Genomic DNA, 25184 nt, shown 5'->3' on the forward strand with positions numbered 1-25184 from the left:
CGTCTCCTCCGGGAAGTCTTTCGTTCGGCCATCATCGGGAAGCTTGCAGCCTGGGCTCTCCCTCTCTGGACATGTGGGTCCGAAGTACTCTGTCCCTTCACAGGATTGTTTCATTCCATTCTTGTATTTCGCATTAAGTCTGATTTTAACTTGGCAAAAATCGCTTGTCAAGCGATGACTGGCAGCAGCGCTGCAAAGAAAAAAGCCTGCAGCAATGTCCCTGCAGGCGTCCATATAGGTATATATTATTAAAAAAGGGGGTCAAGTGTTATTATAGCTCGCCTATATTAAAGGACGATGAATGGAGCATTACAGGTTGATGACAATTTCGTAAGCGCTTTACCTCGGGCATGTTCTGCCCCTTATCGCTGTGTTCGCATCGGCCGCGGTCTCGGCGATTCCGGCTCCCTGATGGGAATCCCTGCCCAATCTGCTCCGGCTTCTGTACTTGCTTGAAGCTCCTCCATATCCAACGATTCCCGAATGGTGTTGTGCAGCAGCTGATGCTGTGCTTTTCCTGCTGTTCGTTGTCTTCGCGATTGTCGCATGCTTAGCACCTCTGGTTTCCTTTTTCCTTGCTAGTTTGTCCAGATGCGTATCTTTTAGCCGCGACTCTCCCGCTGCATGAAGGCATAAAAAAACCGGCTAACGGCTTTCCAGCAAAAGCGTTACCGGTCCCCAATTGTTCAAGGCCACGTCCATCATCGCACCGAACCGGCCTGTCTCCACATGCAAGCCGTGATCTCGGAGCAGCCCGTTGAAAGTTTCATACAGCGGTTCAGCATGCTCCGGAGGGGCCGCCTGCATGAAATTCGGGCGACGTCCCTTGCGGCAATCTCCGTACAACGTAAACTGAGAAACAGAGAGCACCTGACCGCCCGTATCCAGCACAGATTGATTCATCTTGCCTGCGTCATCCTCGAAGATGCGCAGATGCGCTATTTTATCCGCCAAATACCGGGCATCCTCTATCGAATCGGAATGAGTGACGCCGACAAGCAGCACCAAACCGAAGGGGATTTGCCCGACTATGGATCCGTCTACACTTACTTTGGCTTCTTTTGCCCGCTGCACAACAATGCGCATATGGATCGCCTCCTTCCAGCATGGACTCCTCGCTCTTCGGCCTTGTTCGTTATTGCATGATGCGCTGGACCGAATATACATCCTTTACCCGCTTGATTCTTTCCACGACAGATTGCAGGTGATCCAGATTGCGAATCAGGATGGTCATATGAATCAGCGCCATCTTATTCTTGTCCGAGCGGCCGGAAACCGCCGACATGACAGTTTTGCTTTCGGATACCGCCTGCAGCACCTCATTGAGCAGACCGCGGCGGTCGTGCCCGGTGATTTCAATTTCTACGTTATAATTGGCTTCTGCCTGTTCGGCCCATTCTACCTCGATCAGGCGCTCGCCTTCCTCCGGCTGATCCATGCGGAGATTGTTGCAATCTGCCCGATGAACAGACACGCCTCTCCCTCTGGTAATATAACCGACGATCTCGTCACCGGGCACGGGATTGCAGCATCGCGCGAATCGAACAAGCAAGTTCTCGACGCCCTTAACCTTCACGCCGTGCGTCGGCCTGCTCTTGCGAGGCTGCGGCGGACGCATGTCCTTCACCTCCGAGGTGAGCTCCAGCGCCTCGGCCTTGGCCTCCTCGTGCTCCCGCCGGATTTTCTCCGTCAAGCGGGTGCATATTTGCGCAGCGGTAATGCCGCCGAACCCGACTGCAGACTGCATATCGTCAATATCTTGAAAGTTAAATTTGCGGGCAACCTCCAGCATATTTTCCTCAGTCATCACGGAGGACGGCTCAATGCCCAATCGCTTGATCTCCCGTTCAATCGCCTCGCGTCCCTTGATGACGTTCTCTTCCCGCTTCTCCTTCTTGAACCACTGCTTGATCTTGTTGCGCGCATGCGAGGACTGCACGATCTTCACCCAATCCTGACTGGGACCGTAGGAGTGCTTGGAAGTCAAGATTTCCACGATGTCCCCGGTCTTCAACTGGTGATCGAGCGGAACGATGCGTCCATTCACCTTGGCGCCGATCGTGCGGTTGCCGACCTCAGTATGGATCCGGTAAGCGAAATCGAGCGGCACCGATCCGGCCGGCAGCTCAATAACCTCTCCTTTCGGCGTAAAGACAAACACCAGATCAGAGAAAAAGTCCATCTTCAGCGATTCTATAAATTCTGCGGCATCGTGCGTTTCCTGCTGGAGCTCCATAATCTCGCGGAAGAAATTGATCTTCTCGCCGAGGCTATCGGCAGAAGCCTGCGAATTCTCCTTGTAGGACCAGTGTGCCGCGACCCCGTATTCTGAAGTGCGATGCATGTCCCATGTCCGGATTTGCACCTCAAGCGGCTCGCCATTCGGTCCGATAACCGTCGTATGCAATGACTGGTACATGTTGGGCTTCGGCATCGCGATGTAGTCTTTGAACCGGCCCGGCATCGGCTTCCACAGCGTATGGATGATCCCCAAGGTCGCATAGCAATCCTTGATGTTGTCGACAATAATGCGAATGGCTAGCAAATCGTAGATTTCGTTGAACTGCTTGCTCTGGGTTGTCATTTTTTTGTAAATGCTATAAATATGCTTGGGCCTTCCGGAAATATCGCCCTTGATGTTCATCTCGTTCAGCTTCTGCTCAATCGTCTCGATCGTGTCCTGGATATAGAGCTCGCGTTCCGCCCGCTTTTTCTGCATCAGGTTGACGATGCGGTAGTATTGCTGCGGGTTGAGGTAACGAAGCGCAATATCCTCCATCTCCCATTTGATCGCGGAAATTCCGAGACGATGCGCAATCGGACAGAATATTTCCAGCGTCTCGTCAGCGATGCGCTGCTGCTTCTCCTGCGACTGGAATTTCAGTGTGCGCATATTGTGAAGCCGATCTGCCAGCTTGATCAAGATAACGCGGATGTCTTGGGCCATAGCCACGAACATCTTCCGATAATTTTCGTTTTGCTGCTCTTCCTTGGATTTGAACTTGATCTTCTCCAGCTTGGTCAGTCCGTCTACGAGCATGGCGCAGGTTTCGCCAAACTCCCGGCGGACCGTATCCAAAGAAACCGTCGTATCCTCTACTACGTCATGAAGCAAGGCGGCAATGATGCTGGTGACGTCCATTTGCATATTGACGATGACCTCGGCAACGGCAAGCGGGTGCAAAATATACGGTTCCCCGGATTTGCGCACTTGACCGTGATGAGCCTGTTCCGCGAATTCATAGGCGGCTCGGATACGTTCCAGGTCCTGTGGTTTCATATATGCAGATGCTTTCTCGATCAAATGCTCGATGCCCATGTCGCAGTCCTTTCTGCTATTACGATTTACCTACCATTATGCCTGTCGAAAGCCGCCTGCGTCAACTGGTAACCTGATCAATCACAGCGCTGCTGCCAGCCAGCTGCCCAAAGCGCCAGTCAGCATTTCCCCGGTACCCGTCCCCTCCCGATTCGATGAAGCTGTTTCAAAAGTTGCCTAAGGAAGTAGTGACGTTTCCACGTGTTTCATGTTAAAATCACCTGGATGTAAGTATATACAATATTCGACAATAAGGAGGTATGATTATGCAGCGTATCATTCAGGTGGATGAGCGTCCTCCCTTGCTGCAAAGCCTGCCGCTAAGTTTCCAGCATCTGTTCGCCATGTTCGGCTCTACCGTGCTGGTTCCTGCTTTGTTCGGAGTAAATGCGGCGACTATCTTGCTAATGAACGGAATCGGCACCTTGCTCTATTTGTTCATCTGCAAAGGGCAAATTCCGGCTTACCTCGGCTCAAGCTTCGCCTTTATCTCGCCGGTGTTTGTCGTCCTGGCCGGAGATGCTGCCGCCAATTATGCCTATGCGCTCGGCGGTTTCGTCATTGTAGGCCTGATCTTCACACTGGTCGCAGTCATGATCAAATACATAGGCACAGCCTGGATCGATGTTGTCTTCCCGCCCGCAGCCATGGGCGCCATTGTTGCCATCATCGGCCTTGAGCTCGTTCCGGTTGCCGCGGAGATGGCCGGCTGGATCGCACCGGCGGATGCAGAGGCGTGGACACCCGATCCGAAGTCGCTTACTGTATCCATCGTCACCTTGCTTACCATTATCGCGGGCTCGGTAGTGTTCCGCGGGTTTCTGAAGATTATTCCGATTCTGGTCGGGTTTATCGTCGGCTACTTGCTCGCGTGGGCACTCGGCATCGTATCCTTCGAAACAGTCAAGGAAGCGGAATTTGTCGCTGTGCCTACTTTTACCACGCCCAAATTCGCGTGGACCCACATCGCCGTCATTCTTCCGGCCGCCCTTGTCGTCATTGCCGAGCATATCGGTCATCTGATCGTGACGAGCAACATTGTAGGCAAAGACCTGTCCAGGGAGCCCGGCCTCCATCGCTCTATGCTGGGCAACGGCATTTCAACCACATTGTCCGGCTTCGTCGGTTCAACGCCGAATACGACCTATGGCGAGAATATCGGCGTCTTGGCCATAACCCGCGTCTACTCTGTCTGGGTCATCGGGGGAGCAGCGGTTATTGCCATTATCCTGTCGTTCTTCGGCAAGCTGGCTGCCATTATCAATACAATCCCCGGGCCGGTCATTGGCGGAGTCTCCCTAATGCTTTTCGGTGTCATCGCCGCAGCCGGCATTCGCATGCTGGTGGAAACAAAGGTGGATTATTCGAAAGCAAGCAACCTGATCCTGACGACAGTCGTGCTCGTCATCGGCATCAGCGGCACCACTCTTAAGTGGGGCAGCTTCGAGCTGAAGGGGATGGCGCTTGCTACAATTGCTGCAATTATACTCAGCTTGTTCTTCAAGCTGCTGGAAGTCATGAAGCTAACGAACGAGGAAGCGGAAAAGTAGTGGAGAAACCTGGCAATATCGGTGCGCCTGCTCCTTCTCAACTGGTTTAAGGAACTGAACTGCACACGGCTTCCCCTATTCAACTGTTGGATTAAACTGAAATCATGCGATGAAACACGCCCTTACCCATCCTGCGATGGGTAGGGGCGTTTTTTATTTGGAAGGAGGAATGGGGATGAATGGATGGGAGCAAGCTCATGAAGCTTTTCTTCAGCAAAGAATTATATATGACGAGGTGACGAGAAGTGCTGAAACTCATCTCTCACCCGCTGCAGCAGCGTTCGGTCCTCAAGCAAATCGCAGCCCGTCCAGGCTAAGGCCTTGGCGCCCAGGATCATCGCATCCATGCCCCGCTCGCTGCCCGCCGCAGCGCGAAACTCCGGAGTATGAAGAGCAAACGGGCAATCGGCGATTTGAATGTAAGGATGTATTGCAGCTGTCCGGTAGCTGACATTGCCCAGATCGATGGAGCCGCCTGGCTGCCCTTCCTTCACGTCATCCGGCTTCACACCCAGTTGGATCAAATTGTCCGTGAATTGCTGGGACAACACTGAATTCGTGCGCATGTCATCATAGCTCAGCTCGTAGTTGGACACTTGAATGCGGCATCCGGCAGATAGAGCCGCAGCATCGGCGCAGCGCTTTACTTTGTCGACCATGTCCTGCAGTGTCCTTTTGTTTGCTGCGCGGACATAAAACTTGGCTTGCGCGAAGTCCGGGATAATATTAGGCGCTTCCCCGCCGTTGCTGATAATCCCATGTACTCGCACCCCGTCAGGCAGCTGTTGGCGCAGCGCGTTCACGCCGTTAAACAACTGGATGACTGCATCCAAGGCATTGATGCCGTCCTCCGGGTTGGCCGCAGCATGAGCCGCCTTGCCGAAGTAATCGAATTGAAGCGCCTCCATCGCCATGGAGCTTCCGCTTCTTTCATAGTGGGACAGCGGGTGAACCATCATCACGGCGTCTACCTGGTCGAACAAGCCTTGTTCGGCCATCGTAACCTTGGCGCCATTCGTCTCCTCTGCCGGCGTCCCGAACACGACCGCTTTCCCGCCATACGCATCTATAGCCTCACGCAGCGCGATAGCAGCAGCTGCACTGGCAACGCCAATCAAGTTGTGGCCGCATGCATGGCCTAGTCCCGGAAGCGCATCATACTCCGACAAATATCCGAGTACCGGACCTTCCTTGCCGGAATCGTATACAGCTGTAAATGCCGTCTCCATTCCCGCTGTCCCTTGGTTGACGGCAAAGCCAAACTTGGCAAGCAGGTCAGTCAGGAGAGAGGATGCATAAAATTCTCGATGACCAAGCTCCGGATTCTCCCATATTGCCTTGCTGACTGCCGCAAATTCACTCCGATGCTCATCCAAAAACCGGGCTGTCGCCGCTTTCAACATCGTCCGTCTCCTTCTCCTTTCAAATGCAAGCAAGGAGGCCGTGAGCCACAGCGTGTGACCAGCCTCCTTGCACCATCCTTGTCAAATCCTCGCCAATCTTCGGATCAATCACCGCAAAAGCATTAGGCATATACTGCGAAGCGGCGCTTCGCTTTTGTGGGCAATTTTAGTATTGCATTAACGTAATAATATCTACCCCCGGCATTTTGCTTCTGCCGTTCAAATAAGTCAACTCAATCATAAACGCGGCACCTACAACCTCTCCGCCCAGCTGGCCAACCAGATCCAGACATGTCGCAATCGTCCCGCCCGTTGCGAGCAAATCGTCCGCAATCAGCACGCGCTGGCCAGGAGATATCGCATCCTTGTGCATCGCCAGCTTGTCCTTGCCGTATTCCAGCTCGTAGCTCGCTTCAATCGACTCCCAAGGCAGCTTCCCGCTTTTGCGAATCGGAACGAAGGCCACACCTAGCGCATAAGCGAGCGGCGCGCCAACGACAAAGCCCCTCGCCTCAGGTCCGGCAATGACATCAATATTCAACGACTTGACCTGTTCGGCGATGGCATCGATCGATGCCCGGTAAGCCTCTCCGTTTTTCAATAAGGTCGTGATGTCCTTGAAGCGAATACCCGGCTGGGGGAAATCCTCGATAACCCGAATATGTTCTTTGAAATTCATACTGCATCCTCCGTCACTGATGGTTTATTGCTGTATGGTTCGTCTGAATGACCAACAGCATGTCCAAGCGAACCAAGCAGCCATTCACTTACTTGCTCCGAAGTCGAGCTCACCAGGCGCTCTGTCGTGCGGGCCAAAGCTTTGCGTTTGCGATAGGCGGCCGATTCGGCAAGATCTTTTTTCGCAGGCTTTTCTACCACTTGCAAACTGGATGAACCGATGCGCGCAATAAAGCCCAATTCCTCAAAAACCTCAATTGCAAACCGAACAATTTCCTGGGAAATTCCGCATTTCCTTGCCAATGTCGCTTGCCAGGATTTCTGAGCCGCCAACGGCCATTGCGATTGGCCGCGGAGCAGTGCATAAATCTGCTTGAAATGCTCGCGGTTCGGCATATGCCAGGCAGCATGATCAGGCTCGCCAAACAGCGCATACATGCGCTCCACTTGCTCGCACCTTGAAAGCAGCGCTTGCAAGTCCTCCAGGCGGTTAGGCAGGCCGACCAGCACCAGGTCAGTCCAAGCTTGCTCATGCACCGAACCAAGCTCTGCCGGGTTCGCGGATGCGGCTGCGAGTTGCCCGCCCGCTGTCAGCCAAACAGCAGACGCGCCGCGTGCCTCTGCCTGTTCGCGCCAATAGACTGTTTCCTCCTGATTTGCATGCCCGAGCAGAACAATTCCCGTGCGTGTGTGGAGCTCGCGCGCCAAGCGGCTGACACGGGGGGAATCGCAGCGATCTCCACGCCAATCGAATATTTGGACATGCGGTACCAGCATATCCTGCACCATGAGCTGCGGCTTGCGATTGCCGTTCCATTCGTTCACTGTGATTTCAGCCAGTACATCCAGCGTTGCAGTTGGTGAAATACGCCACGCCGATTCGCCGGCGCCGAAGGCGATCGCCTCCGCGCGGGCAGATGCCGAACGAAGCTTGAGCCGCAGATGACTGCCATCCTTGCCGAGTTGACGCATCTCTTCTACCGCTACCTGCCTCAGCACAAAGCGCGGAAGGGGATTGCTCATGCCGAACGGAGCGAGGCGTTCCAGCTCCGCGGCAGTCTCCAATGTAATGTCGTCCAGGACGCATTCCCCGTCAGCATGGAGCATTGGCTGCAGATTTTCCTCGCGAAGCTGCTCGGCAGCCAAGCGCTCCAAAGCCTCTGCAAAAGCCGGAACCTGCTCCGCTTGAAGCGTCATGCCAGCTGCTGCCTGGTGTCCGCCATAATGCTCCAGCAGATGGCTGCAAGCCGTAAGCGCCGCGTACAGGTCAAAGCCGTCTATCGACCGCGCAGAGCCCTTGGCTTTCCCTGTATTCCGGTCTATGCACAGCACAACCGAGGGCCGGTAATAGCAATCCGTCAATTTCGAGGAGACGATTCCGGCTACGCCAATGTTCCAGCCTTCCTTCGCAACGACTATGCTTCGCTTCTCCGATGTCTGCCCTTGGCTTTCCACTATCGCTTTCGCTTCTTCCAGCATCTCTTGAACAAGCTGCTGCCGTTCGGCGTTGCATGCGTCCAGGTCATGGGCAAGCTGTTCCGCGGCTTGCTCGGATTGCGTCGTCAGCAGCTCCACTGCCGGCAGCGCACTGTCCAGACGCCCGCCCGCATTGATCCGCGGACCCAGCGAAAAGCCGATATGCGTCGAAGTCAAGCGCTTGCCGGACAAGCCGGACACGGCGGCAAGAGCGCGAACGCCCGGCAGCGGATCAGTTTCCATCGCGGCAAGGCCGGCCTTGACAATCGTCCGATTCTCGCCGGTCAGCGGCATTAAATCCGCTACCGTCCCTATCGCCGCAACCTGCAGCCACTGCGGTCGAGTTTCCCCGGTCAGAGCCTGGGCCAGCTTCAGCGCCACCCCTACGCCTGCGAGACCCTTGAATGGATAAGGGCAATCCGGCCGCTTCGGGTTAAGAAGGGCCAGAGCTTCGGGCAGTTGGTCAGGCGGTTCGTGATGGTCCGTGACGATAACGTCCAAGCCCAGCTCGTTCGCATAGGCAATCGGCTCTACAGCGCTGATTCCATTATCGACCGTAATGAGCAGATCCGTTCGCTTCTCCTTGGCCTCGTCCAGCGCATGCACATTCAGGCCGTACCCCTCGGTTTGGCGGTGAGGTATGTAATAATCGAAGTCGGCGCCCAGTTCCTTCAGCACATACACCATAAGCGAGGTCGAGCTGACGCCGTCCGCATCGTAATCCCCGTAGACGAGAATCCGTTCCCCCCGCGCAATGGCGGAGCGGATGCGTTCAACCGCCACCTGCATGTCTCGCATGGCGAAAGGATCCTCATAGCAGTCGCCCGAATCGGCAAGAAAGGCATGAACCTCTGCGGCAGTTCGGATGCCGCGAAGCAAGAAACAACGGGCCAACAGCCGGGATATGCCTGCTTCCTCTGCCAGCCTGTCGGCTTCCGCCTGCGCGGTTGTCTGTATGTTCCATCTTGCCTTTGCATGAAGCACCGGGCATACTCCCCCTTCCAGCCATTTTCATTTTTGCATAAAGACAGGGCTGTCCCTGCCCGCCAAGCATTCGGCTCAGGGTCAACCCCTCGGTTGTTTTAGTGAATAATCGTCGGTTGATCATTTCGGTCGGTATCCACTGTGCTTTTGTACGGATACCCCGGATCATACGGATTGACGTGGACGAACACATCGCTCACATGCGAAAATCTGGACAGCAGATAGTGCTTGACCATTTTCGCGATATCATGCCCTTCCATGACAGTGATCTTCGGATTCACGCTGATCTTTGTGTCCACAATCACATAATGTCCGTGCTCGCGCGCGCGCAGCTCGTTAACCGCGATAACGCCTTTCACGCGTTCTACCGCTTCCGTCAATTCTTTGGCTTCATCCTCGTGCAGAACGTGGTCCATCGTGGAATGAATCGATTCCATAATCAGGCGATAACCCATGCGCAGAACCAATAGCGACACGATCAAGCCCGCGACCGGGTCCAAATAATACATCCAGGAATAGCCCAAGTATACGCCGAGCAAAGCCCCGCCTACCCCTACAAGCGCGGCGACCGAAGAGAACACGTCTGAGCGATGCTCCCAAGCGTTCGCGATCAATGCTTGGCTGGACAGCTTCTTGCCCAAGCGATACTTGTATTGAAACATCGCTTCCTTCGCCACGATGGAAAATACAATTACCGCGATCGCCCATCCATAATAGGCAGAAGGTTCCTCGACGCCGTAGTAAATAGCTTTCGTCGCCGATATGCCCACTTCTAACCCGACAAGCAGCAAGAGTACCGAGACAATAATCGCTGCAATCGACTCTGCTTTGCCATGTCCATATGGGTGATCCGCGTCAGGCGGCTTCTTGGCTGCCTTCAAACCGATCAACACAGCAGCAGAGCCGGCGACATCGGAAGCCGAGTGCGCCGCATCTGCGATCAGCGCTTTACTGTTCGACACAAAGCCTACCCCGCCCTTAAGCGCGGCCAGCGCAAGATTGCCGACGATTCCGATCCAAGCGGCAAACTCTGCTTTGGAGAAGCGTTGATCTGTCATGAGGTCACTCCTTGTTCAGAATGTCTGATTTGACTCCTATGCTGATTTCGGATCAGCAGAACCTGGCTTCAAAGATTTGGCCTTTATCTCCAGCCAAACCTGACTTGCGATAAAGACGGAGGAGTAAGCCCCGGCTGTCAAGCCAATGACCATCGCAAGCGAGAACATGCGCAACGATTCACTGCCAAAGATGAACAGCGCCAGAGCGGCAAACAACACCGTTGCGGCCGTATTGATCGAGCGAGTAAGCGTCTGCCACAAGCTTTCATTCACAAGCTCTGCCAAATCGTCAAACCGTCTAATATTCGCTGTCTTTAGATTTTCTCGTATGCGGTCGAACGTCACAATCGTATCGTTAATCGCATAGCCGATAATCGTTAATATGGCTGCAACAAAAGTCAGGTTCACTTCCAATCTGAAAATAGAAAAGATGCTGACCACCACAAAAGCGCCATGCAGCAGCGCAATGAGCGCGGATAGGGCAAAGCGCCATTCAAAGCGTATGCTAACGTAAAGGGCGATCCCCAGACTAGCCATAGCCACAGCGAAGATGGCCTTGCGCCCCAGTTCTTTCGCCATGCCGGCATCAACTGTATTTTCTTCATACGCGACCTGCTCGCCATACTTCGATTCAAATACGCCGATCAAGCCGGTTCGTTCATCTTCAGCCAATACCTTGTCAAAGCGAACGCTGACGCGGTCGTTATCACCGCCGATTGTCAGCTCTGGCGGGAGCTCCAAGCCAGCCTCCAGAAAGGCGGCTTCCGCCTCTTCTTTCGTAATCGTTGTTCCTACCGAAATATCCATTCGCGTGCCGGATGTGAAGTCCACGCCATAATTGAGACCGAACGCTAACAACGCAACAATCCCGGCTATTGTTATAATCGCAGAGATAAGGAAGGGCTTGCGTCGAATGCGAACAAAGTCGAACTTTACTTTATAACTCACTGATTTCCTCCTCCTTAACCCCGAAGTATGCCGGCTTGGTAACCAGGCGGCCGCGAACCAACAGATGCAGCAGCCATCTGGACAGCAGCACATTCGTCACCATGCTGACCAGAATGCTGAAGATCAGCGTCAGGGCAAAGCCCTGCACCATCCCGGTGCCGATAAAGTACAGCACGACCGCAGCAAGAATCGTGGTAATGTTCGCATCCAGAATAGTCCGCAGCGAGTTGCGAAAACCGGACCTTAAGGAGGAGAACAGCGATTTGCCGCTGCGAATTTCCTCCTTGATCCGTTCATTGGTTAGAATGTTGGCGTCTACCGCCATGCCGATGCCAAGCACGAGCGCGGCGATGCCCGGCAGCGTCAGCGTCGCCTTCATCCAATACAACACCAAAAGCAGCAGCCAGGTATATGTGATCAAAGTAATGCTCGCCACTACTCCCGGCAAGCGATAGAACACCAGCATAAAGAGAAGAATGATGACCGAACCGATCGTCGCAGCAGTCAAGGTCTGCTCCAACGACAACTGGCCAAGCGTAGCGCCAACGCTCTGGGTATACAGCTCAGTCAGCCGCACAGGCAGCGCTCCCAGGTTAATCGTCTGCGCCAGCTGCCTTGCCTCTTCAATCGTATTGCTGCCTGTAATTGTAGCATTACCGTCGCGCATTACCCCTTGCACAACAGGTGCGGATTGAAGCTGGTCATCCATGTAGATGGCCAATGGCTGATGAAGCAGTCTTTGCGTGATTTCCGCAAACTTCTGCGGGTCCTTCACTTGAATGGCTACAATTGGCTGGTTCGTGTCAGCGTGGAACTCCACCTTCGCGCCGCCTTCCACGAAATCGCTGCCGTCCATTTCGATCTTGCAATAATCCGTCGGCGATTCGCAGCCTTGGCTGCTGCGGAAGGTAAGCTCCGCAGGCTCCCTCAGAATGCGGCGAACCTCCTCTTGATTCTCCACGCCGGCCAGCTTGACGCGTATGCGGTTGTCTCCTTCCGGCGTTACCTCCGGCTCTGCCACCTTGCTCGCATTGGCGCGCGATTCAATGCTGCGCGCCGCTTGGCGAAGCACTTCCCGGGTCAGCGTCCCGTTCTCGTTAATCGGCTCCGCTTCGTATAAAATTTCAAACCCGCCCTTCAGATCAAGGCCCAGTTTGATATTGTCCATAATATGCGGACTTGTGGCTGCTATCGTTGCAAACAGAGCAACCACAATAACAAAAAATGCGGCGATTCGCTTGAAATCCATTACTATAAACGAGCTCCCTTCCCAACAATCCTTTTTTTTCAATAGCCCTATTATAAACTAGTGCAAAAATACAAGTCAAAAAACCCTGTCCGCCAGCAACAGGACAGGGAGCCCAAACAAAGCCTAGAATTCAATTCCTTTATAAGCGTTCAACGTCATCTGATTCATAAACTTGGTAATCTTCAGCGTCAAAATATCATTGACTATCCGATGCAGCCGGGGCATGCCGGTCTTGATGTACGGCTCGCTGACACACTGCCACACATCTGCACCTGTCACTTGCTCATAACCGAGCAGGCGGAATTCTTCTGCCTTGCTGATGCAGAGCTCTTCAATAACCCTGCTCATATAGGCCTCGTCCCATTCCTCATCATTCCGGGCCTGATCCTCTTCGTAATCATCCTCTTCAACAGGAATCTGTTCTTCTGCCATGCTTCCTAACCCCCGTTCAACAGCCTTGCTCCTGTGTCTTAACAGTATTCGCGATCAACGCCGAAAATCCTGCCTCGATCGTGCAAAGCCTTAGTCTAAATCTGACGTGGACTTGCATATTCATAGGGAGAGAAAGGGGCGGACAAAGTGAACAAGCTTTCCGTAACACATAAACAAACCTTTATACAGGGAACGATGATCTTATTGGGTGCTGGCGTCTTGAACCGCTTGCTGGGCTTTGTGCCGCGCATTCTGCTTCCCCGCTATATCGGCAAGGAAGCCTTGGGCCTGTATCAGATGGCGTATCCCCCATTTATTGTGCTGGTTACCCTGATTACAGGCGGCATTCCACTCGCCGTGTCCAAATTTGTCGCGGAAGCAGAAGCGCAGGGCAATGAAGACGCGGTCCGGCGCATTCTTATCACGGCTCTGTGCTTGACTGTTCCGCTCAGCATCGGCTTTGCGCTCATTTGCCTCTGGATCGCCCCTTGGCTGTCTACCAGAATCTTTACCGACAGCAGGGTGCTCTATGCGTTCTTGGTCATGAGCCCCATCATCATTCTGGTCAGCGTATCCTCTGTCTTTCGCGGCTATTTCCAAGGCCGTCACAATATGATTCCAACCGCGGCTTCGCAAATCGTGGAAACCATCGCGCGAAGTGTAGCGACATTGGCCATGTCTGTCGCCATGCTGCCATACGGAGTAGAATATGCGGCTGCTGGCGCAATGGCAGGCGTCCTTCTGGGTGAAATGCTGGGCTTGGCTGTTTTGCTTTGGCAGTATGCGCGCACACGCAAGCAAAAGCTGCCGAAAGCTCAGGCAGCTATTGGAACAGGCGGCAGCTTGAGACTCCATCTGCGGACAATGAAAAAGCTCCTGACTGTATCCATTCCCGTGACCGGGAGCAAGCTGGTCGGTTCCTTCTCCTACTTCTTCGAATCCGTAGTCATTGTTCGCAGCCTTGCAGCTGCGGGCGTCGCAGCGGCCGTCACCACAGCTCAATACGGCATGCTCTCAGGCATGGTGATCCCCATCCTGCTGCTGCCCGGCGCCTTGACCTATTCCCTGGCCGTTTCCCTCGTCCCTTCGTTGTCGGAAGCCGCCTCGCGCAAGAACATGCGGCTGATCCATATGCGGCTGCACCAGTCCCTTCGATTGGCGCTTGTGACCGGCGCTCCTTTCGCTGTATTCATGTATGTGCTGGCAGCGCCGATCTGCTACTTCCTGTATCGGGATCTGGAAGCTGGCGAAATGCTGCGCTTGATCGCACCCGCCGCCATTTTCATGTATTTCCAGGCGCCGCTGCAAGCTGCCCTGCAAGCGCTGGACAAACCAGGCGCCGCCTTGTTGAACACCTTGGCCGGCTCGATCGTCAAGCTGCTGCTCATTTATTTGCTTGCAGCCAAGACGAATCTGGGCATATCGGGCGCGGTCATCGCGATAGGCATCAACATCGTATTGGTGACGCTGCTGCATTGGCAAAGTGTAGTCCGGGCAACCGGCGTTCGTCTCCCGGCCGCAGACTTTCTGAAAGTCGCAGCAGCGGCTGTCGGCATGGGCATCATCTGTTATGTCATCATGTATAAGCCTTTGCCGTTTGTCCCTTCCCAAGATTTGGCCCGCTTTTTGTTCGCCGGCATAACGGGCATGACTCTCTATGTCGCCGCTCTCTTTCCGTTGGGGCTTGTCGACAAGCAGGATTTGACCCGCATTCCTTGGATCGGCCGCAAGCTGGCACGCTATTTCTGAGATTTGTCCATCTTGTTGACGAACAGCTTGCCCTTATGGTCAATTGTGCAGAGAAAGACATCCTTAAAATCCCGAACCTCGTAGCGCTGCAGTTCATTTTTGAGCCAAAAGCGGGTCTTCCCGATGGCTTCCAGATTATCATCGCGCACCTTGCCATCCATGATGAGCGGAACCGGAAGACCCTCGTAGCGTATTTTGCCGTTAGCCGAGCCCGTTTTCGGAAATTCGCTTTTCTGGACGACGTTCAATTTTCCTGACGTCTCCAAGATGGCGAACTCCACGTCTGCCACGTTCGTCACATTCCGTTCTCTTAGCTGCAGCATCAGATCGTCAAGGTTGTAACGCTGCTTCCTCATCTCTTGACGGTCCAGCTTGCCATTGCGGATCAAGTAGCTTGGCCGACCGTCAAAAAGAAGACGCAGCTTGCGGCTTTTGAGAGTAATCCACGATATGATAATTTGGATCGAGACCAGCGTGGCGATCGGGAGCAAGCCTTTGACCATCTCATTATTTGGATTTTCCACTACAATCGCAGCCATTTCGGCGATCGTAATCGATATGACCAGATCAAACACCGACAATTTGCCAATTTCTCTCTTGCCCATAAGCCTCAACACCAAAAACAAGACAAAGTAAATGAGCACTGTGCGAAACAGAATCGCAGACCATTCCATTGTCGTACCGTCCCCTTCCTTGCTCCTAGTGTCACCCGGTGTGCGGCTAGTTCATGCTTGGAAGTTTTGTACTAAAAAGCTGACCGGCTCCATACATATGGGATAAGCACATCACTCGTGAAAGGCGGTATGCCAAGGATGAATCCGTTGAACAAAATGCGATCCATTCGCGTGACTTCACCACTCCCGGCCGGGTTGCTTTATGCCTTCGCCACTATGATTTTGTGCACGCTGCTCGTGTCGCTGCTGCTTGTGTTTACCAGCATGCGCGAGCAAAGCCTGTCGCTGTATGTTTATCTCATACACGGCGCAGCCCTGTTGTGCGGGGGCTTGACTGCGGGCAAGCGTTCCGGCTTCAAAGGCTGGTACTTCGGCGGCGTTACCGGACTGCTCTATGCCCTGCTCATCGTCCTCGTCAGCTTTCTGGGCTTTGATGCGGGATGGAGCATACATACCGGCATATTGGCCGTTATGTCCTTCCTGATTGGTGCAGTTGGCGGCATGATTGGCGTGAATCTGAGAAAATAGTACATTTATAACTGTTTCTACTCCCCTATGCGTGATATAATACGTATCCGTTATAGTTCGCATTATAGGGGGAAAGCACCTTGACGCTGTTTCATTCCATGCCCCATGTCATGGCCTATATGATCGTCACCATGGCCGTCTTAACCGGCTTTGTTACACGCAAGCAGCCGTTAGGCGCAGCGGCCACGTTCATCAGACAGTTGTGGACATCGAGAAAGCACCTTTATCATTTCATTGCAGTACTCTGCATCCTGCTCATCAACAAGCTGGAGCTGCAGGTGGAGAACCATCTCGGAAAGCAGCCTGATTTCACCGCATCCTTCTACAAGCTGGAAGGGAATTTTGTTTATTTGGTGCAATCCATCTTCGAGCATCCATGGCTGACGGCCTATACATCGTTTTTCTATGTAGTTGTCTTCTCTGCCATCTTGATGGCGTCAATGGTCATCTATTCGTTCCAGCGAAATGACACGTTGTTTTATGCGCTTTGCTATGCGATCATGCTTAACTATATGATTGCGATCCCGTTCTACTTGTTTTTTCCTGTGAAGGAAGTCTGGGCATTTCCACCGATTGAAGTGCGCTTCTTGATGATCGATGTGTTCCCGACCTTTGAAACCACTTATCGGAACCTGTCCGGACTGGACAATTGCTTTCCGAGCCTGCACACTTCATTGTCTGTTACGCTGGCCATACTGGCGACGCGATCGGGCAGCAGAAGGTGGAAATGGTTTACCATTTGGTCGGCGATTACGGTTATTTTTTCCATCTTCTGCCTAGGCATTCACTGGTTCACCGACATGATAGGCGGCCTCTTGCTCGGTTGGTTCGCCGCTACCTTCGCCCTACGTCTGGCGGAGCGCGATGTTATCTGGAGTTTGCTTCCTGCTTCAATCCGGCTCAAGAGCAAGAAATCGCTGCCCATGCAGGAGCATATGTAAGCAGCGCCCTGAAGAAAAAAAAGCTCCGTTCGCCATCATGCTTCTGGCGAACGGAGCTTTTTGCGTCCCAATCGGAATTAGGACTCGCTGCTTTCTTCCTTGCTCTTAACAGAATTGATCGCGCTTCGATCTATCGTCAGCTTCGTTGCGTCATTCACCCGAATCACTGCCGTATCGTCGGTCAATTCCACGATGGTGGCATGGATGCCGCCAATCGTTACGATTTTGTCCCCCTTGGACAAGTTCAACAACATCATGTTGCGTTGTTTTTGCCGCTTCTGCTGCGGGCGGATGAGCAAAAAGTAGAAGATCGCAAACATCAGCACGAGCGGCCATAACAAGTTGAACAACGATGCGCCGGCACTTACTGGTTCGGCGGCTAGAAACATAGACATATGTATGCTTCCTCCTTTATATAGTGTAAAATCATGAACCCCCAACGGCCAAGTCAATCTCAGAAGCCTCTGTCGTCCTTGTCCAGACCATACGCCTGGAAGAAGCTGTCGCGGAAATCCAACAGACGGTCTTCCTGAATGGCCTGACGCACATTACGCATCAGCTCCAGCAAAAAATGCAGGTTGTGCCAGGTCGTCAAGCGAAGGCCGAGAATCTCGTCGCACTTGAAAAGATGACGAATATAAGCCCTCGAAAACGTTCGGCATGTATAACAGGAGCATGCCGGATCAAGCGGTCCAAAATCCTTCGCGTACTTCGCATTGCGCACGACCAGCCGCCCTTGGCTCGTCATGGTTGTCCCATTGCGAGCGATGCGGGTTGGCAGCACGCAGTCGAACATATCGATCCCGCGTATCGCTCCCTCTACCAGCGCATCCGGCGAACCGACCCCCATCAAGTACCTGGGCTTGCCTGCTGGCAGATGCGGCACGGTATAATCCAGCACCTCGTACATCAGATGCTTGGGTTCCCCGACACTTAATCCTCCAATAGCATACCCCGGGAAATCCATGGAAGTCAACTCCCGCGCGCTTTGCTCGCGAAGATCGCGATACATGCCTCCTTGTACGATGGCAAACAGCGCCTGATCTTCCGGACGCTTGTGATGCTGCAGGCAGCGTTCGGCCCAACGGGAAGTTCGTTCGGTTGATTGTTTGACATAATCGTATTCAGCCGGATACGGCGGGCATTCGTCGAAGGCCATCATGATATCCGATCCCAGCGCATTTTGGATATCGGTAGCGGTTTCGGGAGACAAGAATAGCTTGTCGCCATTCAGATGAGAGCGAAACTCCACGCCTTCTTCACTGATTTTGCGCATCTCGCTCAAGCTGAACACTTGAAAACCCCCGCTGTCGGTCAAGATCGGCCGGTCCCAGCTCATGAACTTGTGCAGCCCCCCGGCCTCCCGGATCAATTCATGCCCGGGACGCAGGAACAAATGATACGTGTTACTCAAAATAATATGCGCGTCCAGCTCCTTTAATTCGTCCGGACTCATAGCTTTTACAGTAGCAAGCGTGCCGACCGGCATGAAGGCCGGGGTTTCGATAACCCCATGCGGCGTATGTACCCTCCCTAACCGGGCGCCCGATTGCTTGCAAGTTTTGATCGCTTCATATCGTATGGCTGACATAGTAAGCTCCTTTTAGTAAATCAGCATGGCATCGCCAAAGCTAAAGAAGCGGTACCGCTCCTGAACCGCCTCGCGATAAGCGCGCAGGACATTCTCCCGTCCAGCCATGGCGCTGATCAGCATCAATAACGTTGATTTCGGCAGATGGAAGTTCGTTAACAGCACGTCAACGAGCCGAAAAGGATAACCGGGATAAATAAAGATGCTCGTCCATCCCGAGCACGCCTTATAATCGCCCTCAGGAAACCGGTTGGCCAATGTTTCCAAGGTACGGGCTGAAGTCGTGCCTACTGCGGCCACCCGACTTCCGCGACGCTTAGCCTCGCGAAGGACAGAAGCCGTCTGTTCCGAAATGGCGTAATATTCCGCATGCATGTCATGATCCTCTACTCGCTCGGCCGAAACGGGCCGAAACGTGCCAAGACCTACATGCAGGGTAACATAGGATAAAATTATACCCTTTTCCTCCAGCTTCCGCAAATAGTCCTTGGTGAAATGAAGACCTGCCGTTGGCGCAGCGGCCGAGCCCTCCTCTTCGGCGTATACCGTCTGATAGCGGTCCCGGTCTGCAAGACTTTCCCGAATATACGGAGGAAGTGGCATTTGGCCAAGCCGATCCAGCAGCTCATTGAAGATGCCCTGGTAAGCAAAGCGCACGATTCGCGCTCCCATCTCGCCCTCTTCATCCACGGTTGCTGTAAGAAGCGGTTCGTCGCCTTCTTCCTTCATCCCAAAGCCAATTACGGTTCCTCGCTTCAGTCTTTTGGCCGGCTTCGCCAGCGTTTCCCAACGGTCCTCGCCTAACGACTTCAGAAGCAGCAGTTCCACATGCGCGCCCGTATCCATCTTCACGCCTTGCAGACGAGCAGGAAGCACCTTGGTATTGTTCAGCACCAGCACATCGCCGGGATTCAAATAGTGAACCAGTTGCTCAAATTGCTCATGGCGGTATTCACCAGTTTGTTTGTTCAGGGCAAGCAGCCGCGAAGCAGTGCGCTCCGCAAGCGGCGTCTGCGCGATTAGCTCCTCGGGCAAATCAAAGTCAAATAAGTCCACATTCATATGCTTTTGTTCATCCTTTGGCAATGTTTACATGCTGATAATAGTATTGGAGAATGTCCCGGTAACCATACCCGTTTTCAGCCAAATCCTTGGCTCCCCATTGGGACATGCCAAGCCCGTGACCAAAGCCTGATCCGATAAATACAAAGTGAGGCTTCACCGTTGCCACACGTGCTTCGGCATCCGCATTCACGAGAAGAAAGCTTTCCTGATTAAGCGGAGCAGCCGCTGAGCCTGTACCGGTCAAAACATACATGGACCCGGCGTTTTCTGGCTTCTTCGTCACTTTGCCGGAAGACCCCAGGATAGTCAGGTCTGCGGTTTGCTCGATTTCAAAACGTGTGCTGTTCAAGCCGCCGAGCGCGTTACGGTACTGGTCGGGATAGGAGACAGCGATGGTTTGCCCATTAGCCTGAACCTCTATTGCCCGGCCTGACGGACCGCGCTTCGTCACTTCAAGCGCTGTCAACGGCCCCTGGATCGCGCTGTTGGTTCGCGTCTGGATGATTCGCAGCAGCTCGTCCGCCGCAAAGGGCCCGTGCATCCAACTATATGCCCCGGACTCCATGACCTGATCTATCCGAATCAGTCTGTCTCCCTGATTGACCTGCGCAATCGGCGCACTGCTCACATTGTCGACCTTGGGCGCAGGCCGCACATTGACACCGCTGCCTGTCACGGTCACGTAAGGAAACCCGCCTTCTGTGCTGCTCCCGCTATCCGTTGTATAATCCGTGCGAATAAAGCCGACTTGTCCGTCCGGCAAGATTACTCTGTCCCACATATGCTTCCCGGCCTGGGCGTTCTCATCTGGACTGGGCACTTGCTTGACATAAGGGACAGGGTTCAACCACACCTCGGACGGATGCGCGGTAAATCCGCCCGCATTGGAAGAGTAGAATGGCTCAATCACCTTGCCTGATTGATCCAGCAGCACTTCTCCTTGTGTGGCCTGAACAGCCTGAGAAACTATGGCCGATTCCGCGCCAACTCCTGTATACGCTTGATCGAAAGTCGTATCCGATATATGCGCGATGCCGTATTTCATCCCTACCAACAGGGCGAAGGTTCTGGCGGCAACCGCTTGCGCCTTAAGAGCTTCGAGCGGGAATCCCGCTCCCATCTCGGTGCCGACGACAGATGCCAAATACTGCTCGAACGGCACATCGTTGATCACCGCAAGCTGGTTCGCATATTGCGAAATCTCGATTGCCCCGCGATACGATCGCCCGAAGCGCTCATCCACCTGTATGGTCCCGCCCTGGGCAGCCGAAATGCGCAGCCGCTGATTGTCCGCGTTGATCGCATACGACGGGATGGCATTTCCACTTCCTGCCGTTACATCCATGCGGCGAAGCAGATAAGCAGACTGGGCATCCGCTTGCTGCAGCTGGATATTCGGCATCAACTTCGCCGCCTGCTCGCGAATGGCTGTGAGATCCGCTGCAGCGGCTGCATTCCCCACAAAGACTGTATAGACAACGCCGTTATCGCCGCGCTTCATGGCTACTTCGGCATCTATGCCTGCTTGGGCAATGACAGCTGCATGCTGCTCCGCCTCACTCAAGGCCGCGAATGATCCGGTTTGCCAATGCAGAGGACCTGCCAGCACGGGTGCGGCGCCGTTCAAGCCTCTTACATCAGCCAAAGCCTGCCTTGCTTGATCGGCATTGGAGGAAAATCCCGCCACGACACGGTACAGCGTCTTCCCCGCCCGAGCGTGCCGCCAGATCATCGCATCGGCGCGCTGGGAAAGAACCCGATTGCGCATTGCCTCCGCTGCCGCATAATCTGTTGTCTCCAACACCTGCACGTAAAATTGGTCCAGCATGACCTTGACAGGAGATTGGACCGTCATCCATGCATCCTGGGACTGACCGCCGCCATGCGAGAGAACAAGCGGCTCGGAACCTTGCAGCGTAACGGCCGGCACGGAGCCCCGCGCAGCGATGAACAATGTAACCTTAATGCGGTCCAGGCCGGGCACATTCGCCATGGCGACAGGAGCGGACCAAGCGGCATTCACAAGCAATCCCAATGCAAGCACAACGGCAACCACGGACCGGATGCGGGCAAGCGCAGAAAGGCGCTTGATTGACTGTATCATGAAATTTTCATCCTTTCTGAATATCGGTCATGTAGAAGCTTCTGACGGCGGAGTAAATCCGAGATGACGGTAGGCCAGATCGGTCGCCATCCTGCCGCGCGGCGTTCGCTGCAGAAATCCGATCTGCAGCAAATACGGCTCGTAAACATCCTCTATCGTCTGGCTTTCCTCGCCAATCATGGCTGCGATCGTATCCAAGCCGACCGGACCGCCGCGAAAGCTTTTGATAATCGCTTCCAGCAGCTTGTGGTCAATCTGGTCCAATCCAAGCGGGTCAACCTGAATCAGGCGCATGGCTTCCATCGCCAGACTTTCTGTGATTACGCCATCACCTCTGACTTGCGCAAAGTCCCTGACCCGTTTCAACAGCCGGTTCGCAATCCGCGGCGTGCCCCGAGAACGCGAGCCGATCTCGGCGGCTGCCTCTCCCATGATCTGCACTTGCAAAATATCGGCAGCCCGGCTAACGATAAAGCTCAGCTCATCAACCGTGTAATACTCCAATCGGCTGACAACGCCGAATCGGTCGCGCAGCGGTGACGAAAGCAGTCCGGCTCTCGTCGTGGCGCCAATCAGGGTGAAGGGCGGCAGGTCAAGGCGCACACTTCTCGCGCTAGGCCCCTTGCCGATGATAATATCCAATGCGAAATCTTCCATCGCCGGGTACAGCACTTCTTCCACACTTCGGTTCAATCTATGAATCTCGTCGATAAACAGCACATCATTTTCTTGCAAATTTGTTAGAATTGCTGCCAAATCCCCGGGACGTTCAATCGCAGGTCCGCTCGTTGTGCGAATATTGACACCCAGTTCATTGGCGATAATGTTCGAGAGCGTCGTCTTGCCCAATCCCGGCGGCCCGTACAGCAAGACGTGATCCAACGCTTCGTTCCGCATCTTGGCCGCTTCAATGTATACTTTCAAGTTTTCCTTCGCCTGCGATTGGCCGATATACTCCGCCAGATAGCGCGGACGCAGACTGAGCTCGACCGTATGATCTTCCATCATCAGGTTGGCTGACACCAGACGTTCCTCCATTGTCCTCCCCCTTTTCTATCCGCGGAACAGCAGCTGCAGCGCGGAGCGCATCAGCTTGTCAGATGGCGCATCCTCCGCTTCCTTCTCCAGCACATCCGGCCGTACCTGATCAATTTCCGATTCCGAATATCCGAGCGCCTTCAAGGCCTCGGCGGCTTCCAGCCATGCGTCTGAGGACGGGACGCCGCCTGGGACCCGCTTGGCGCCGGCCGCAGCCGCTTCGCCACCGCCTATCGCGCTCTCCCACTGCTTCAGCTTGTCCTTCAGGTCCAGTACAAGACGCTGAGCGGTCTTGCGACCGATTCCCGGCAGCTTAGTCAAGTAAGCGACATCCTCCCGCTGAATCGCGCCCACTACTGCTTCGGGCCGTGCCCCGGCAAGCATGCCTAGCGCCACACGAGGTCCGATACCGCTCACATCCAGCAGCTTCCGAAAGAGCGCCTGCTCCTCTCTCGTTCGAAACCCGTACAGCAAGATCGCATCCTCCCGAACATGATGGTGCGTATAAATCGTTGCTTCCCCGTCCTGCTCCATCCATTCGTAGGGGTTCGGACAAAACACCTGGTACCCTACTCCGTTGACATCCATGACTATGTAATCACTTTCGGTATGCGCAATGTGCCCCCGCAAAAAATCGATCATTAGGTTGTACGCTCCTTCTAGCGCGAAAGTTTTTCATTCAAAGTAAAGGAATGCGCATGGCAAATCGCTACGGCAAGCGCATCCGCCACATCATCCGGTTTCGGCACAGCCTGCAGGCGCAAAAACATCCGCACCATCTCCTGAACCTGGCGCTTCTCTGCTTGTCCATATCCCACAATCGCCTGCTTCACTTGCAGCGGCGTATACTCCCCAATGGTCAGCCCTTTCTGCACAGCAGCCAGCATGATGACGCCGCGAGCCTGTCCGACCGTAATGGCTGTAGTGACATTTCGGTTGAAAAACAGTTTTTCGATGCCAACGGCGTCAGGCTGATAGCGGTCAATGAGCTCCAGCAGCGTCTCGTAAATGCTCTTCAGCCGTTCGGCTGTATCCGTCCCCGCCTCTGTCTGAATAGAACCGTATTGAACCGGAACAAGCTGGTGCCCCTTTTTATCAACGATGCCAAATCCGACAATCGCAATGCCGGGATCGATTCCCATGATGCGCACTATTTCTCTCCCCATTCCTGCCAACTGCGAACATATGTTGGTTTTCATTATAACAGAATACACCCGCTTTGAATATGTGCCAATGGCATCTATTCGCAAGCGGGTGCAGGGGGGCGGAAAGCAGACGTCGCTTATTTCGCGTCCGCGCGAGATGGAGCTTCCAATCTTTTTTTCAATTCATCCTGCGTGCTGCCTTCCCACAGCGGAACGCCGGAACGATAGGCCGCGCGGCAGATCAAATGGCCGCCTACCGGCGCTGTCACGAAGACAAACACAATGCCCAAGATCAGCTTGGCGCTAATATGACCCTCGATCAGCCAGAAGTATAAGAAGGCTCCGCTTAGCACACATATCACACCGAGTGTCGCCGTTTTCGTCGCCGCATGCGAGCGCGTGTATACGTCAGGCAGGCGAATTAGACCGAACGTGCCGAACATCGCAAACAATGCGCCAGCAATAGCCAGCAATCCAACCAACCACTCACTTGCCACGTCGATTCCGGTCAATGACGACACCCCTTTCGATAAATTTGGAATAGGCAATCGTGCCGATAAAGGCCAAAATCCCGATCAGCAAGATGATGTCCATGAATGATTGGCTGCGCAAAAGCACGGACAGCATAGCCGTGATCGAAATCAGACTGATGCCCATCGAATCGAGGGCAACGACCCGGTCCGATACAGAAGGGCCCTTGATCACACGGTACATGCAGCCCAACGCAGCCAGTGACTGGATGAACAGCGCAATCAGCAGCAAAGTATCCAGCATGTTAGCGGGTCACCTCCATGATCGCCTCTTCGAACGTCTCTTTCATCTGCCTGACCACTTCCTCGGTATCCGGAATGTCCATCGAGTGTATGTAGAGCACATCCCCTTCCGGCGAAACCTCGAGCGCCAAAGTGCCGGGGGTCAGCGTAATCAGACAGGCGAAGGTTGTAATTTCCCAATCGCTCTTCAAGCGAGTCGGCACGGCAATTATGCCTGGCCGTATATTCAGCTTGGGTCGAAGCACTTCCCTGATGACAAACCAGCTGGACAGAACAAGCTCCTTGATAAAAAGCAAGATTAGCTTGACAATCGCATAGGCACGGCGAAAGTACAGCTCGTTAGGCAAAAAGCGCCGCAGGGTAAACAGCAATCCCAGGCCGACCAGGTAGCCAAGCACGAACGTGCCAAAGTCCCATGCATTATGAAAAAACATCCAGACAAACGCGATCAGCATATTCATCAACAGCTGTATGGCCAT

General features: G+C 54.0%; 25 protein-coding genes and 1 other annotated feature (1 of these 26 cut by a window edge). Of the genes, 4 read left to right on the forward strand and 21 right to left on the reverse strand.

All coding sequences use genetic code 11. From position 1 onward, the window contains the following. Nucleotides 1–110, reverse strand: a binding site (T-box leader); it reaches 156 nt to the left of the window's first position. Between the two features lie 252 nt (nucleotides 111–362). From XYCOK13_RS14580 to XYCOK13_RS14590, 3 genes are all read right to left on the reverse strand, one after another. Beyond that, entirely contained in the window at nucleotides 363–548 is a 186-nt protein-coding gene (locus XYCOK13_RS14580; protein WP_213412898.1) for a hypothetical protein, read from the reverse strand. 97 nt (nucleotides 549–645) lie between these two features. Then, nucleotides 646–1086, reverse strand: a complete 441-nt coding sequence (dtd, locus tag XYCOK13_RS14585) for a D-aminoacyl-tRNA deacylase (RefSeq protein ID WP_213412899.1) — start codon at nucleotides 1084–1086, stop codon at nucleotides 646–648. 49 nt (nucleotides 1087–1135) lie between these two features. After that, on the reverse strand, nucleotides 1136–3319 hold the full coding sequence (locus tag XYCOK13_RS14590) for a RelA/SpoT family protein (RefSeq protein WP_213412900.1): 2184 nt from the start codon (nucleotides 3317–3319) through the stop codon (nucleotides 1136–1138). Nucleotides 3320–3585: 266 nt separating this feature from the next. Between XYCOK13_RS14590 and uraA the strand changes: the two genes are divergently transcribed. Next, the gene (uraA, locus tag XYCOK13_RS14595; RefSeq protein WP_213412901.1) at nucleotides 3586–4869 is read left to right on the forward strand and encodes a uracil permease; all 1284 of its coding nucleotides are present in this window, start codon (nucleotides 3586–3588) and stop codon (nucleotides 4867–4869) included. Nucleotides 4870–5090: 221 nt separating this feature from the next. Here uraA and XYCOK13_RS14600 read toward each other — a convergent pair whose 3' ends face one another. From XYCOK13_RS14600 to XYCOK13_RS14630, 7 genes are all read right to left on the reverse strand, one after another. Next, on the reverse strand, nucleotides 5091–6269 hold the full coding sequence (locus XYCOK13_RS14600) for a M20 family metallopeptidase (RefSeq protein WP_373314416.1): 1179 nt from the start codon (nucleotides 6267–6269) through the stop codon (nucleotides 5091–5093). Between the two features lie 169 nt (nucleotides 6270–6438). Next, complete coding sequence (locus XYCOK13_RS14605) at nucleotides 6439–6951, reverse strand: adenine phosphoribosyltransferase (RefSeq protein WP_213412903.1); 513 nt, start codon at nucleotides 6949–6951, stop codon at nucleotides 6439–6441. Then, the gene (gene recJ / locus XYCOK13_RS14610) at nucleotides 6948–9410 is read right to left on the reverse strand and encodes a single-stranded-DNA-specific exonuclease RecJ (RefSeq protein ID WP_213412904.1); all 2463 of its coding nucleotides are present in this window, start codon (nucleotides 9408–9410) and stop codon (nucleotides 6948–6950) included. The genes XYCOK13_RS14605 and recJ overlap by 4 nt, the downstream gene beginning before the upstream one ends. A 98-nt stretch (nucleotides 9411–9508) precedes the next feature. Beyond that, nucleotides 9509–10468, reverse strand: a complete 960-nt coding sequence (locus XYCOK13_RS14615; protein WP_213412905.1) for a cation diffusion facilitator family transporter — start codon at nucleotides 10466–10468, stop codon at nucleotides 9509–9511. Nucleotides 10469–10504: 36 nt separating this feature from the next. Then, nucleotides 10505–11416 (reverse strand): protein translocase subunit SecF, encoded by a 912-nt coding sequence (secF, locus tag XYCOK13_RS14620; RefSeq protein ID WP_213412906.1) that lies wholly within the window; start codon nucleotides 11414–11416, stop codon nucleotides 10505–10507. Continuing rightward, complete coding sequence (gene secD, locus XYCOK13_RS14625; RefSeq protein ID WP_213412907.1) at nucleotides 11406–12665, reverse strand: protein translocase subunit SecD; 1260 nt, start codon at nucleotides 12663–12665, stop codon at nucleotides 11406–11408. The genes secF and secD overlap by 11 nt, the downstream gene beginning before the upstream one ends. A gap of 123 nt (nucleotides 12666–12788) precedes the next feature. Then, nucleotides 12789–13097 (reverse strand): post-transcriptional regulator, encoded by a 309-nt coding sequence (locus XYCOK13_RS14630; protein WP_213412908.1) that lies wholly within the window; start codon nucleotides 13095–13097, stop codon nucleotides 12789–12791. A 147-nt stretch (nucleotides 13098–13244) separates the two neighbouring features. Between XYCOK13_RS14630 and spoVB the strand changes: the two genes are divergently transcribed. Next, complete coding sequence (gene spoVB, locus XYCOK13_RS14635) at nucleotides 13245–14846, forward strand: stage V sporulation protein B (protein WP_280520904.1); 1602 nt, start codon at nucleotides 13245–13247, stop codon at nucleotides 14844–14846. Here spoVB and XYCOK13_RS14640 read toward each other — a convergent pair. Beyond that, entirely contained in the window at nucleotides 14837–15520 is a 684-nt protein-coding gene (locus tag XYCOK13_RS14640) for a DUF421 domain-containing protein (protein WP_213412909.1), read from the reverse strand. The two genes, spoVB and XYCOK13_RS14640, sit on opposite strands and share 10 nt — an antisense overlap. Nucleotides 15521–15676: 156 nt before the next feature. On the opposite strand from XYCOK13_RS14640, the gene XYCOK13_RS14645 reads away from it, so the two are divergent. Then, nucleotides 15677–16048 carry a TIGR04086 family membrane protein gene (locus XYCOK13_RS14645; protein WP_244865184.1) on the forward strand — a complete coding sequence of 124 codons (372 nt, stop codon included), beginning with the start codon at nucleotides 15677–15679 and terminating at the stop codon, nucleotides 16046–16048. Nucleotides 16049–16128: 80 nt separating this feature from the next. Continuing rightward, nucleotides 16129–16989, forward strand: coding sequence for a phosphatase PAP2 family protein (locus XYCOK13_RS14650; RefSeq protein ID WP_213412911.1), 861 nt, complete (start codon nucleotides 16129–16131; stop codon nucleotides 16987–16989). Between the two features lie 77 nt (nucleotides 16990–17066). On the opposite strand, the gene yajC is transcribed toward XYCOK13_RS14650, so the two are convergent. From yajC to XYCOK13_RS14700, 10 genes are all read right to left on the reverse strand, one after another. Further along, nucleotides 17067–17378, reverse strand: a complete 312-nt coding sequence (gene yajC / locus XYCOK13_RS14655) for a preprotein translocase subunit YajC (protein ID WP_213412980.1) — start codon at nucleotides 17376–17378, stop codon at nucleotides 17067–17069. Between the two features lie 65 nt (nucleotides 17379–17443). Further along, nucleotides 17444–18580 carry a tRNA guanosine(34) transglycosylase Tgt gene (gene tgt, locus XYCOK13_RS14660; protein ID WP_213412912.1) on the reverse strand — a complete coding sequence of 379 codons (1137 nt, stop codon included), beginning with the start codon at nucleotides 18578–18580 and terminating at the stop codon, nucleotides 17444–17446. Between the two features lie 12 nt (nucleotides 18581–18592). Next, a complete protein-coding gene (queA, locus tag XYCOK13_RS14665) occupies nucleotides 18593–19642 on the reverse strand; it encodes a tRNA preQ1(34) S-adenosylmethionine ribosyltransferase-isomerase QueA (protein WP_213412913.1) in 1050 nt (349 codons plus the stop codon). A 10-nt stretch (nucleotides 19643–19652) separates the two neighbouring features. After that, complete coding sequence (locus XYCOK13_RS14670) at nucleotides 19653–21749, reverse strand: SpoIID/LytB domain-containing protein (protein WP_213412914.1); 2097 nt, start codon at nucleotides 21747–21749, stop codon at nucleotides 19653–19655. A gap of 27 nt (nucleotides 21750–21776) precedes the next feature. Next, a complete protein-coding gene (ruvB, locus tag XYCOK13_RS14675; RefSeq protein WP_213412915.1) occupies nucleotides 21777–22787 on the reverse strand; it encodes a Holliday junction branch migration DNA helicase RuvB in 1011 nt (336 codons plus the stop codon). 15 nt (nucleotides 22788–22802) lie between these two features. Beyond that, nucleotides 22803–23429 (reverse strand): Holliday junction branch migration protein RuvA, encoded by a 627-nt coding sequence (ruvA, locus tag XYCOK13_RS14680; protein ID WP_213412916.1) that lies wholly within the window; start codon nucleotides 23427–23429, stop codon nucleotides 22803–22805. Between the two features lie 17 nt (nucleotides 23430–23446). Further along, nucleotides 23447–23938, reverse strand: coding sequence for a crossover junction endodeoxyribonuclease RuvC (ruvC, locus tag XYCOK13_RS14685; RefSeq protein WP_213412917.1), 492 nt, complete (start codon nucleotides 23936–23938; stop codon nucleotides 23447–23449). Nucleotides 23939–24069: 131 nt separating this feature from the next. Beyond that, entirely contained in the window at nucleotides 24070–24435 is a 366-nt protein-coding gene (gene mnhG, locus XYCOK13_RS14690; RefSeq protein WP_213412981.1) for a monovalent cation/H(+) antiporter subunit G, read from the reverse strand. Then, entirely contained in the window at nucleotides 24419–24706 is a 288-nt protein-coding gene (locus XYCOK13_RS14695; RefSeq protein WP_213412918.1) for a Na(+)/H(+) antiporter subunit F1, read from the reverse strand. The genes mnhG and XYCOK13_RS14695 overlap by 17 nt, the downstream gene beginning before the upstream one ends. 1 nt (nucleotide 24707) lies before the next feature. Next, nucleotides 24708–25184: a Na+/H+ antiporter subunit E gene (locus tag XYCOK13_RS14700; protein WP_213412919.1), complete on the reverse strand. Its 477-nt coding sequence runs from the start codon at nucleotides 25182–25184 to the stop codon at nucleotides 24708–24710.

Source organism: Xylanibacillus composti (assembly GCF_018403685.1).
GTDB lineage: Bacteria > Bacillota > Bacilli > Paenibacillales > K13 > Xylanibacillus > Xylanibacillus composti.